This window comes from Trichothermofontia sp., assembly GCF_053493415.1.
The window spans coordinates 37183-48774 of sequence record NZ_JBRCAD010000130.1 but is presented as its reverse complement, the minus strand read 5'-3'; the positions used below and the strand labels follow the sequence as shown (position 1 = coordinate 48774).

Annotated in this window: 10 protein-coding genes; 7 read left to right on the top strand and 3 right to left on the bottom strand. The window is 55.0% G+C overall.

Features of this window, described 5'->3' with window-relative positions; genetic code table 11:
* Positions 1–126: 126 nt before the first annotated feature.
* Together ACWIUF_RS11525 and phnD are read right to left on the bottom strand one after the other, a co-directional pair.
* Positions 127–1065 carry a HAMP domain-containing protein gene (locus ACWIUF_RS11525; protein ID WP_448572513.1) on the bottom strand — a complete coding sequence of 313 codons (939 nt, stop codon included), beginning with the start codon at positions 1063–1065 and terminating at the stop codon, positions 127–129.
* 68 nt (positions 1066–1133) lie between these two features.
* On the bottom strand, positions 1134–2036 hold the full coding sequence (phnD, locus tag ACWIUF_RS11520; RefSeq protein ID WP_448572512.1) for a phosphate/phosphite/phosphonate ABC transporter substrate-binding protein: 903 nt from the start codon (positions 2034–2036) through the stop codon (positions 1134–1136).
* Positions 2037–2470: 434 nt separating this feature from the next.
* Here phnD and aroC point away from each other — a divergent pair, with 434 nt between their 5' ends.
* The 4 genes from aroC to ACWIUF_RS11500 all read left to right on the top strand — a co-directional run bounded on the left by aroC (position 2471) and on the right by ACWIUF_RS11500 (position 7026).
* Entirely contained in the window at positions 2471–3568 is a 1098-nt protein-coding gene (aroC, locus tag ACWIUF_RS11515) for a chorismate synthase (RefSeq protein ID WP_448572511.1), read from the top strand.
* Between the two features lie 369 nt (positions 3569–3937).
* Positions 3938–4789, top strand: a complete 852-nt coding sequence (locus ACWIUF_RS11510; protein ID WP_448572510.1) for an MBL fold metallo-hydrolase — start codon at positions 3938–3940, stop codon at positions 4787–4789.
* A gap of 124 nt (positions 4790–4913) precedes the next feature.
* Positions 4914–6563, top strand: a complete 1650-nt coding sequence (locus ACWIUF_RS11505; RefSeq protein ID WP_448572509.1) for a CTP synthase — start codon at positions 4914–4916, stop codon at positions 6561–6563.
* A 40-nt stretch (positions 6564–6603) separates the two neighbouring features.
* On the top strand, positions 6604–7026 hold the full coding sequence (locus ACWIUF_RS11500; protein ID WP_448572508.1) for a hypothetical protein: 423 nt from the start codon (positions 6604–6606) through the stop codon (positions 7024–7026).
* Positions 7027–7104: 78 nt separating this feature from the next.
* Here ACWIUF_RS11500 and ACWIUF_RS11495 read toward each other — a convergent pair whose 3' ends face one another.
* Complete coding sequence (locus ACWIUF_RS11495) at positions 7105–7530, bottom strand: hypothetical protein (protein ID WP_448572507.1); 426 nt, start codon at positions 7528–7530, stop codon at positions 7105–7107.
* Between the two features lie 166 nt (positions 7531–7696).
* On the opposite strand from ACWIUF_RS11495, the gene ACWIUF_RS11490 reads away from it, so the two are divergent.
* The 3 genes from ACWIUF_RS11490 to ACWIUF_RS11480 all read left to right on the top strand — a co-directional run bounded on the left by ACWIUF_RS11490 (position 7697) and on the right by ACWIUF_RS11480 (position 11452).
* A complete protein-coding gene (locus ACWIUF_RS11490; RefSeq protein WP_448572506.1) occupies positions 7697–8203 on the top strand; it encodes a hypothetical protein in 507 nt (168 codons plus the stop codon).
* 190 nt (positions 8204–8393) lie between these two features.
* The gene (locus ACWIUF_RS11485; RefSeq protein ID WP_448572505.1) at positions 8394–10508 is read left to right on the top strand and encodes a SpoIIE family protein phosphatase; all 2115 of its coding nucleotides are present in this window, start codon (positions 8394–8396) and stop codon (positions 10506–10508) included.
* A gap of 224 nt (positions 10509–10732) precedes the next feature.
* Positions 10733–11452 carry a PHP domain-containing protein gene (locus ACWIUF_RS11480; protein ID WP_448572504.1) on the top strand — a complete coding sequence of 240 codons (720 nt, stop codon included), beginning with the start codon at positions 10733–10735 and terminating at the stop codon, positions 11450–11452.
* The last annotated feature ends 140 nt before the right edge of the window (positions 11453–11592 follow it).

Here is an 11592-nt window from a genome sequence, read left to right as displayed (position 1 = left end):
ACAAGTTTCGCTATTTGCAACTAGAACTCAGCCGTCGCTGTTCGCTCGTCCATTGGAGCTACGATTTGCTTCCAGAAACGCTTGTATGACTCTCGCACCCTCAAGTGTAAAGTTTTATATCTGGATTCAACACTTCTGGGTTTGTTGGTTAACCTCTAGGGCCTGGGTATAGAAAGCCACTTTTTGAATCAAGCTGTTAAAAGCCATCGCCAAAACCCCCACTTCATCCTGTGTCAGCACCGGGGCCTGCAAATGAAAATTGGCATCACGACTGACTTGCTCGGCAACTTGGGTTACCGCCTCGATCGGTTGGGCGATCGCCCGGCTGGTATATACTGCCAGCGTTGCGGCGATGAGGACCGCGATCACCATGCTCGCCAGGATGATCCGTACCCGGAGGCTTTCCGCGCTTTCTAATTGGGTATTAGCGACAACCTGTTGATTCTGCGCTGCATTCAGTACCCGCTCTAGCTGCTCTGCTAACCGTTCTAGTTCCACTTCGATCCCAATCATGGGCTGCTGACGCATGGCTACCAATAGGGCTTGTTGGGCGGCTGGCACGCTTGCCGGCGTGAGCCTGGGGGGATCAACGTGTTCCCAAAAACTTTGCACCCATTGCAGATAGGCTTGCACATTTATCTCATAGCGTTGGCTGATGGCCTGAAGTTCCTGTGCGGTTGTGGCCAGATCGTTGGGATGCTCTGCCACAAAGGTATTCAGGGCAAGGAGCGCCGCTTGCAAATCATCAACATGACTTAGAAATGCTGTGCGCTCGAAGTCAAACCAGATGGTATCTCCAAAGGTCATCATCAAGCGCTGGGGATGGGATCGGATTTCTACGATCTCCTTATCTAACTTACTCAGGATAATTTGTTGCTGGCGGGCAATCACCAATTGGCGCTGGGCCTGCCGATGGTAATAGTCGCCCACGACTAAACCCAGGCTGGTACCCAGAATGGCAACCCCGATCGCGACCCCATATCCATAGGCAATCTTACGCGCAATACCGGGTTTGGAGAGTCTCACCCAGAGGGTTTGTATGGCCGTATTCATCCGGATGGGCATATCGAAATGGCCTTTCAACGATGACAAGTTTTTTAGCGTCAGCAGTCTGATTGAGTCTGATGGGGTTTCTATAAAAATGCTCCCTGGCCAACCGCTCGATAGGCTGCGCGAATCGAGTCATAATCCGTATCTTGCACCTCAACCATTGTGGCCCCTGTAAACTTCGCCCCATCCGCTGGTTCAATGGCCTGCAAAATTCTAGACTGGTTTTGGAAGAACAGTTTCTGCATCTCGGCGGCAAAACCGGCGTCCATGCGACTATTCACCACAAAGGGATCGGGGGGAAGATCGGGACCTTTGCGCAGGATGGGTAGATCGGCCTCTGTCAGGTTTTCAGATTCCAGAAACGTGTCATACCGCCGGATTGAACCCGCCCAAACATCGACTTTGCCGGCCTTCAGGGCGGGTAGACCCTCCTTCGCTAGTAGGGCGATCGTGACATCGGTTTTGGGATCTAAACCCGCATCAATGAGGAACTGCATGGGGCCTAAATAGCCACTGGTGGAGCCGACTTCCCACATGGCGATGGTTTTCCCCTTGAGGTCTGCCACCGATTTCACCGCACTATCGGCAGTCGTGACTAGCACAGGATAATACCGATCGCGCTTGATGGCAGCGATGGGGACGGCATTCGTCCGTGCCCGCATGACAACATATTCTGAAGGCCCCGTAAACACCAGATCAACCTGGTCTTGCTGTAGGGCAGCAGCAGCAGCAATATAACTATCGACCGGGAAAAACTCCACCGGCAGATCAAGAATTTCGGCTAACAGCACCCGCAAAGCCTCATAGTCTTTCTGTAAATCTTCCATGCCTTGGACATCGGACACGGCAAAGCGAATTTTGTCTGGTTTTTGAATGGGAAGACTCGCTGACTCGGTTGCTGCCTGACGCTCAGACGCGATCGGGGTAGCCGTGCAGGCTGAAAGCAAAAATAATGTAGCGTATAATAAAAAATTACGACGTTTCATAGGTTATCTAGAGGTTAAGACATCTATGTTAGGTGCTTTGATCCTACCAGGGATATCCCCGTATTTCGTCGGTGATTACACTGAGTAAAATTCCTAATTTAGGTAGCTTAAATGGCAAAGGTTAAGCCAGTTTTTCGATAAACATTAGGGACGTGATTGCATTAATTGCAGTCGATTGCAGTTAGAGAGGGTTGCGATCGGTGGCAATTCTGGCTACCTTTGCTTAGCCTAGATCCAGTATGTTCTCTACATAGGAAAATAAGGGATTGTTGTGGCTAGCTGCGGCGCGTCAAGGAGCGACGGTTCCCCGCAGACAGGCCCGCGCTGAGGGAAGACCCCGGAGGTAATACCATAGGAGTAAGGACGGCTGGGGCGACTGGCCCGTCCATCAACCGACTCTCGTCAGTCAAGCTGAGTTCGACAGAAGCAACCTCATGGGCAATACCTTTGGACATCTCTTCCGCATTACCACCTTTGGCGAATCCCACGGCGGCGGCGTGGGTGTTGTTATTGACGGCTGCCCTCCCCGCATTGAAATCACGGACGCCGAAATTCAGCTTGAACTCGATCGCCGTCGTCCCGGTCAAAGTAAAATCACCACCCCCCGCAAGGAAGCCGATCGCTGCGAAATCCTCTCCGGCGTCTTCGAGGGCAAAACCCTGGGCACCCCGATCGCGATCCTCGTCCGTAACCAGGACACCCGCCCCCAGGACTACAGCGATATGGCCACCACCTACCGCCCGTCCCATGCCGATGCCACCTACGACGCGAAATACGGTATTCGCAACTGGCAGGGCGGCGGACGCTCCTCCGCACGGGAAACGATTGGCCGGGTTGCCGCCGGGGCGATCGCCAAAAAGATCCTGAAGCAGGCGGCTGGGGTGGAAATCCTGGCCTATGTAAAACGGATTCAACACCTGGAAGCCCTGATTGATCCGGATCACGTTACCCGCGAACAGATAGAAAGTAATATAGTTCGATGCCCTGACCCAGAGTGTGCAGACCGGATGATTGACCTGATTGAACAGGTACGCAATGCGGGGGATTCCATTGGGGGTGTTGTCGAGTGCGTCGCTCGGAACGTCCCCAGGGGATTGGGGTCACCTGTGTTCGATAAATTAGAAGCCGAGTTGGCGAAAGCCGTCATGTCCTTGCCAGCCAGTAAGGGTTTTGAGATCGGCTCTGGGTTTGCCGGTACGTTGCTAACCGGCAGCGAACATAACGATGAGTTTTACATCGACGATCGGGGCGAAACCCGCACCCGTACCAACCGCTCTGGTGGTATCCAGGGAGGCATTGCCAACGGCGAGCCGATTCTGCTACGGGTCGCCTTTAAGCCTACTGCCACGATTCGTAAAGCCCAAAAAACAGTGACGGCAGCGGGAGAAGAAACTATACTGGCAGCGAAGGGACGCCATGATCCCTGTGTCCTCCCACGGGCAGTGCCAATGGTTGAAGCAATGGTGGCGCTAACGCTCTGTGATCATTTGTTACGGCATCAGGGACAATGCGGCATTCCTGGATTGAGTTAGTCGCTTACAGGTGCAGTTATGAACGGTGAAAGATGCTGTAGGGGCGGGTTGAGCCAAGATCCCATCCGATCACCGACCCTCCTGATCAACCCGCCCATCGGCTAAACCATCATTGAAGATTGCAGGGAGTTGACCTTTTTTAGCATTTGCCGAGTTCCCCATATCCGTTACTAACCCACCTAATCCAGTAAAACGTAACTATTTGGGTTTGTTGTTTGTTCAGGTTAAGACCGATGCCGAAGCTCACGATCGCGAACGTTGGATTATTGTTGATTCACCTACCTTAGCCCCTTCCGTTGCCGCATGGAGACCACCGCCGATATCCCCCCTACCCATCTGTCCCCGTCCCCAGCACCGGACTGCGCCTCCATGCCTGCCCCGCAACCGGGGTTTGAGGTCGAATTCTGGGGCGTCCGGGGGAGCATCCCAACGCCAGGCAAAGATACCGTGCGCTATGGCGGCAATACCTCCTGTGTGGAGATGCGGGTGGGGGGTAAACGCCTAGTTTTTGATGGGGGAACGGGCATTCGCCTCCTGGGCCGATCGCTGTCGGAGACGGATACCCTGACGGCCTACCTGTTCTTTACCCACTACCACTGGGACCATATCCAAGGCGTGCCCTTATTTGAGCCGTTGTTTAAGGAAGGCAATTGCTTCCATATTCACGGTGCCGTCCCTCCTGATGCTGGGTCGATGGAGGAGCATTTCAACGATCGCATTTTGCACCTGGGGCGATCGCCGATCCCCGTGCCCCAACTGCGGGCGGATCTCAAGTTCCATGATCTGGCCCACGGTGAAGCCTTCCAGATCGATGATGTCCAGATTGAACTGGGAGACTTGAACCACCCCAATGGCGCGATCGGCTATCGGGTCACCTGGCAGGGCAAGACGGCGGTGTATTGCACTGATACAGAACACTTCCCCGATCGCCTGGACGAGAATGTGCTCACCCTAGCCCGTGATGCCGATATCCTCATCTACGATGCCATGTATACCGATGAGGAATACCACAATCCCAAGTCACCCAAGGTGGGTTGGGGCCACTCCACCTGGCAAGAGGGGTTCAAGATTGCCAAAGCTGCGACCGTCAAGCAATTTGTCGTCTTTCACCACGAGCCGAACCATAATGACGAGATGCTAGATAGCATTGCGGCTGCACTGGGTGAAATGTGCGAGTATTCATGCTTGGCCTACGAAGGGTTGGTGCTGACGCTGGACTAGACAAGCTGGACTAGACAAGTAGACAAGTGCGACCGATCGCGGCGCAATCTGGGAACGCAGGAAAAAGACTATGGCACAATAAACGGCGTGGGTTTTGACAAGCGGCCAGCACGGACGCAATACTATGACGAAATTTATCTTTGTGACGGGCGGGGTCGTTTCCAGTATCGGCAAGGGCATTGTGGCGGCCAGTTTGGGACGTTTGCTCAAATCTCGCAATTATTCGGTCTCCATCCTCAAGCTTGATCCCTACATCAACGTCGATCCCGGCACCATGAGTCCGTTCCAGCATGGTGAGGTCTTTGTGACGGAGGATGGGGCGGAAACCGATTTGGACCTGGGCCACTACGAACGGTTTACCGATACGGCCATGTCGCGCCTGAATAGCGTGACAACGGGATCGATTTACCAGGCGGTTATTAATAAAGAACGACGCGGGGACTATCAGGGGGGGACCGTCCAGGTGATTCCCCACATTACCAACGAAATCAAGGAGCGCATTCACCGCGTTGCCCAGGACACGAATCCGGATGTGGTGATCACCGAAATTGGGGGCACGGTCGGCGATATTGAGTCCCTGCCGTTTCTGGAGGCGATTCGCCAGTTTCGTAAGGATGTGGGGCGGCGGCGGGTGCTGTATATGCATGTGACCCTTGTCCCCTGGATTCCCTCGGCGAAGGAGATGAAGACCAAGCCGACCCAACACTCGGTCAAGGAGTTACGCTCGATCGGGATTCAGCCCGATATCCTGATTTGCCGCTGCGATCGCCCCTTGCCCCCCGGCCTGAAGGAAAAAATGTCCGAGTTTTGTGATGTGCCAGCGGAGTGTGTGATCCCCAACCAGGATGCTAACAGTATTTATGAGGTGCCCTTGATGTTAGAACGGGAGGGGTTGGCTGCGCAGGTATTGGATTTGTTGCAACTGGAGCAACGGGAACCGGATCTCAAGCAGTGGCAGGATTTGGTGGAAGGTCTCTATCGCTCTAGCCATCCAGTGACGATCGCGATCGTCGGGAAATATGTGCGCCTGAATGATGCCTATCTGTCGGTGATGGAGGCCTTGCGCCATGCGGCGATTGCCCTAGAGGCGGATCTCAAAATCCGCTGGGTCAATTCTGAGGAGGTGGAAACGGAAGGGGCCGCTGCGTTTTTACAAGATGTGGATGGGGTGATTATTCCCGGTGGTTTTGGGGTACGGGGAATTGATGGCAAGATCATGGCGCTCCAATATGCCCGTGAACATCGACTACCGTTGTTAGGATTGTGTCTGGGGATGCAGTGTGCCGTGATTGAGTGGGCACGCCATGTGGCGGGGCTGAATGATGCCCATAGCGCTGAATTTGATCCCAACTGTCAAAATCCGGTGATTAACCTGCTTCCTGAACAACGGGATGTGATGGATCTGGGGGGCACCATGCGTTTGGGATTATATCCCTGTCGCCTGACCGCAGATACCCTGGCGTTTCGGCTCTATCAACAGGAGGTTATTTATGAACGCCATCGCCATCGGTATGAATTTAATAATGCCTATCGGAGTTTGTTTTTGGAAACAGGGTATGTGGTGAGTGGAACTTCGCCAGATGGGCGCTTGGTGGAAATTATTGAATATCCGGAGCACCCGTTTTTTATTGCTACCCAATTCCATCCAGAACTCCAGTCGCGGCCCAGTACGCCCCACCCCTTATTTTTGGGGTTAGTCCAGGCAGCGATCGCCCAGACGCAACCGACGGCTCAGCCCCCATCGCCCGTGGAAGTTCACAGCTCAGCCGTTTAGGGCTAAGCCGATCCATAATGAGGTTGAATATTGAGGTGGGATGGTGGCTTACTGGATTAAGTTGCTCTACGAACGCAATACCTATGTCGTTGATCTGGACGATGTGGGGACGTTTGTCTGTGATCCGAGTAATCGCCTCTCGTTTTATGTACCGGGAAGCCGCGCTAAGCTCATTTTGACGAAGCAAAATCACCTAGAAGCCTATGAGCAGGTTTTAAATTATTTGCAGCAAATTACGGCGGATGCGATGCAGGGCTATTGGGTGACGATCGAGTTTGAGCGGAATAAGTATATTGTCGATCTAGATCGGGTGCGGGCGTTTATTCAAACCACAAACGATCGCTTGATGTTTTACCCAGAGGGCAACCAGTCGGCGATCGTGATTACGGCGGTGGCCGATCCGGCGACCTATCGGAAGCTACTTCACTATATTGAGCAACGGACGGGGCATCGGTTGGTGTAGGCGGAAGCGGCATTGGGCAGGGAGACGCGGGGCAACGACGGAACCCCTGGGGCACGCAAGAACACCAAGAACACAAGGTTAAAGGCGATCGCGCAGGCGACGAATGGTGTGAGCGCGGCTCGCGATCGTGGCGGTTTGGGGATCAAGTTGGACAAAGATTTTGCCGGAGAAGAGACCCGCTAGGCGCGGACGGGCATAGATGGTTAGGTTGGCAGTCTGGGTGTCTGCGGTGGGCGGGATTGCGACGTAGCCCAGATCGGCCAGGGTTTGGCGGAGGGTGCTGGCAAATTGGCGTTTTCCAGCCAGGGGAATCTCCAGGGTGATGGTGCGGTTGAGGGTTGCTCCTATCAGGCCGCCGATGACCCCGACCAGTAAGCCCAGTTCGGTCGGCAATGGGGCATAGCCTTCAAGGCTGACGCCGCGCGCCAGAATCAGCGTGGCGATTAGGGTGGTGCCACTGAAGTAATAAAGAAAGGTCGATAAAAATCCGGGACCGGTGTGCATACGGCTCAGATGGGCAATTCCTAGGCGATCGTAGGCATTCTAGCAGCCCCCGATGGTGGCTTGACGCAACACTTGCACTTCACCCGCGATCGCAAAAATGCGTTGAACTTTCTGACCACTTCCCCAGTCTGAAGGAGTGATGTGATTCAAGATAAGGTGAGAACCCATGCGTCCATACTATCTGTATGCAGCGATCGCTGCCCTAGCCCTAACGGTTGCCCCTGGCCTAACGTTGGTGGGCAACGCCCAAGCCGATATTCAACCCGGCCTGGCCCAACCCGGTCAACGGCGATCGGATGCCAAACCCCGGATGAATTTTACAGAGGCCCAGAAGCAGCAATTCCAAGCCATTCGCCAGCGGACCCGTGAGCAAATTAATGCAGTGTTGACCCCTGAACAACGCGCCCAAATAGCATCCCGGCAACGGGGCGAACCCATGAACCTCAACCTGACGGAACAACAGCGCGCCCAGATTCAAGCGATCCGTGCCCAATCCCGTCAAGAGATGGATGCCCTGCTAACGCCGGAGCAACGCCAGATCCAGAATGAGATGAAGCAAAATTGGGAACAACGTCGCGGCAATCGTGGCCAGGGCATGTGGCAGGGCAGGGGACCCGGCAGGGGACATGGGATGGGACCCGGCAGGGGCTTAGGTGTCGGTGCGCCCCAATAGCCCCCGCCGTAATCCTTGTGGGGTAGGCGTCTCGCCTGCCTGGGGTTAACCCGCGATCGCTAACCCCAACTGAATGAGCAAAAGACCCCTAGAATAGTCCTGGTTGAGGTTCACTTAGCCAGGGCTATTTTGCGCTTTTTGTTGGGTTCTGCAAACGATTGGGTTCTTCAAAACGGGTGACGGGTGGGGTATGGCCTTAAAACGCTCTGCGGTAAGTTTGCGATCGCTCTTGGTAGTCCCCTTTGTCATCCAGATTGTGGGGATGGTGGGGATTGTTGGCTATTTATCCTTTCGGAATGGTCAGCGGGCGATCGCCGATCTGGCTTCCCAGTTACGACAAGAACTGACGAACCGTATTCAGCAGCAAATGCAAACCTATGTCGATCTGCCCCATAGCGTGAATCACCTCAATACGGCGGCCCTACAACAAGGGGGCATTAACCTCACCACAGGCGCAGGGAGTGCCCAAATTTGGCAACAGATGGTGCAGTTTCCTAACCTCAGCAATATCTACTGTGGCAGTGAGCAGGGTGAGTATTTGGGCGTCGCTCGTCATAAAGATGACGGTCCCCTGGTCCTATCCCGCCAGAACCCTGGTAACAATTTCCAGTTTCAGTACTTTGCTACGGATGCGCAAGGGCAACCCACCAACCTGCTAGACACCCGTGACTATGATCCCCGGATGCGACCTTGGTACAAGCTAGCCAGAACCCAAGGTCAGGCAGTTTGGACTGAACCCTACATTGACTTTGATACCGGATTACCGACGATTACGGCGGCCTTGCCAGCCTATAGTTCGGCTGACACTCGCCAGCTTCTCGGTGTCTGCGCGATCGATTTGTACCTCTTCAAAGAGGTCAGCCAGTTCCTCGCCAGTCTTCAGATCAGCCCATCGGGGCAAGCCTTTGTCATGGAGCGATCGGGTCTGTTGGTGTCCTCTTCCCTGGGAGAACCGTTGTTAACGGCCAGCGGTGATAATTTCCAACGGGTTGCCGCCGTTTCCAGCCAAAGTCCCCTGGTACGGGCGATGGCCCAATATTTGGTCAGCCAATTTCAGGATCTCAACCAAATTCAATCCCTCCAACAACTGAGTTTCCACCGGGAGGGGGCGTTGCAGTGGGTGACGGTCACACCCTTTGTGGATGAACGGGGTCTGGATTGGCTGATTGTGGTGGTCGTGCCCGAAGCTGACTTTATGACCCAGATCCAGGCCAATACCCAGCGAACCATCAGCCTATCGATCCTGGCGTTGCTCTTGGCGACGGGGGTGGGCTTGGTGACGGCTCACTGGATTGCGACCCCGATCCTACGGCTGAATACGGCAGCCCAGGCGATCGCCGATGGCGATCTCGACCAGCAGGTGCAGGCAAAAGGGGTATGGGAACTGCAAACCCTCGCCCACTCGTTTAACCGCATGGCTGAGCAACTGCGCACCTCCTTTGCCGCCCTCGCCACGGCCAATGCGGATCTAGAACAGCGAGTTGCCCAACGCACGTTTGAACTCCAGGCCGCCAACCAGGAGATTACCCACCTCAATGAACAATTGGCGGCAGAGAACCAACGCCTGGGTACGGAACTGGATGTGGCCCGTCGGTTGCAGCGCTTGCTCTTGCCCAAGGAGGAGGAACTGGCCGCGATCGCGGGGTTAGAAATTGCCGGATTTATGGAACCTGCGGCTGAAGTGGGCGGGGATTACTACGATGTGCTGCAATACAATGGCAAGGTAAAAATCGGGATCGGTGATGTCACGGGTCACGGCTTGGGCAGTGGGGTGCTCATGCTCATGGTGCAAACGGCAGTCCGGACGCTGCTGGTGAACCAGGAAGCCGACCCAGTGAAGTTTCTAGGGACCCTGAACCGGGCGCTCTATGATAACCTGCGCCGGATGCAATCGGACAAAAACCTGACCCTGGCCTTACTGGAATATGAGGCGGGTCACCTGCGGCTCAGCGGTCAGCACGAAGAGTTGATTTTGGTGCGGGCGACGGGGGAAGTGGAGCGGATTGACACCTTTGACCTGGGTTTTCCCCTGGGTCTCGAGCAAGATATTACGGCGTTTGTGGCGGAGACTGCCCTGCAATTGCATCGCGGTGATGTGGTTGTGCTCTACACCGATGGCATTACCGAGGCGATGAATGCGGCGCGTGAGCAGTATGGACCCGAACGCCTCTGTCAGGTAGTCCAAACCCATGCGTCGCGAGCAGCCGCAGAGATTCGTCAGGCCGTGCTAGAGGATGTGTGGCGCTATGTGGGGGATGAACCCCTACGGGATGATCTGACCCTCCTGGTGTTGAAGCAACAATAGGGTTGAAACCCCTAACTGATAGGCAGGGGCACCAGGCTAACCATCAGCTACACTGGCACTAGGGTGCTGGTTTGCCGCTCTGACCGTTAATTACACATCAGTCCTAAACTAATCCTTAAGAAAGTCTTATGTTTTATTGACGGGAACTTCCCCCGATGCCTGAGCAAACGCTTATAGTAGGAGGAGATAGCTTTACACTCCTTCATACGAGGAGTTGATGTCAGATGACGACGACTTATTTTGCGCCAGCATCCGTTGCTGGCCGATCGCTTCCCGCTCCGCCCTTGCGGCACACCTTGGCCCAAGTCTTTCGACGGCTGCACGCGGAAAGCTGTCCCCACTCCTACAACTTTCACCTGCATAGCACCTGTTCCGACGGCCAACTGCAACCCGAAGCGATCGTTGAACAAGCGGTTGTCTTAGGTCTTCGGGGTCTGACGATTACTGATCACCACAGCATTGCTGGTTTTGAGCGGGCGCAGCGTTGGCTGGCTAATTGGCGTTGGTACCACCCGGAGGCACCCCTGATGCTGGAGCTTTGGAGCGGTGTGGAAATCAATGCGGGGTTATTGGATACCGAAGTCCATATCCTGGGTTATGGCTTTGAACCCAGTCATATTGCCCTCCGCCCCTATCTCTGTGGTCGGGTGGTAACGGGCCACGCCTACCAGGCCGTAGCGGTGATCCAAGCCATCCATCGGGCAGGCGGAATCGCGGTCTTGGCCCACCCCATGCGCTACCGGCGGGCACCCGAGGATCTTATCCCAGCGGCGGCGGCCCTAGGGATTGATGGGGTAGAAACCTATTATGCCTACGATAACCCGAATCCCTGGCGACCTAGCCCAGCCCAAACGGAACGGGTGTGGCGCTTAGGGGAGCAATACGGGCTGTTGCATACCTGTGGCACAGATACCCACGGCAGTAGTATTTTGGAACGGTTATAAGCGCTCCGCAAACCCTGACTTTGCCCTGCCCCACACCGAAAAGCTTGGTATCAGCCCTGCTGACTCCCCTGTATCTGCACCCAGGCTGGGGATAAATCCCGATCTGATTTACGCCGTCCCAGGCGAGCAGCGAGGAGCGC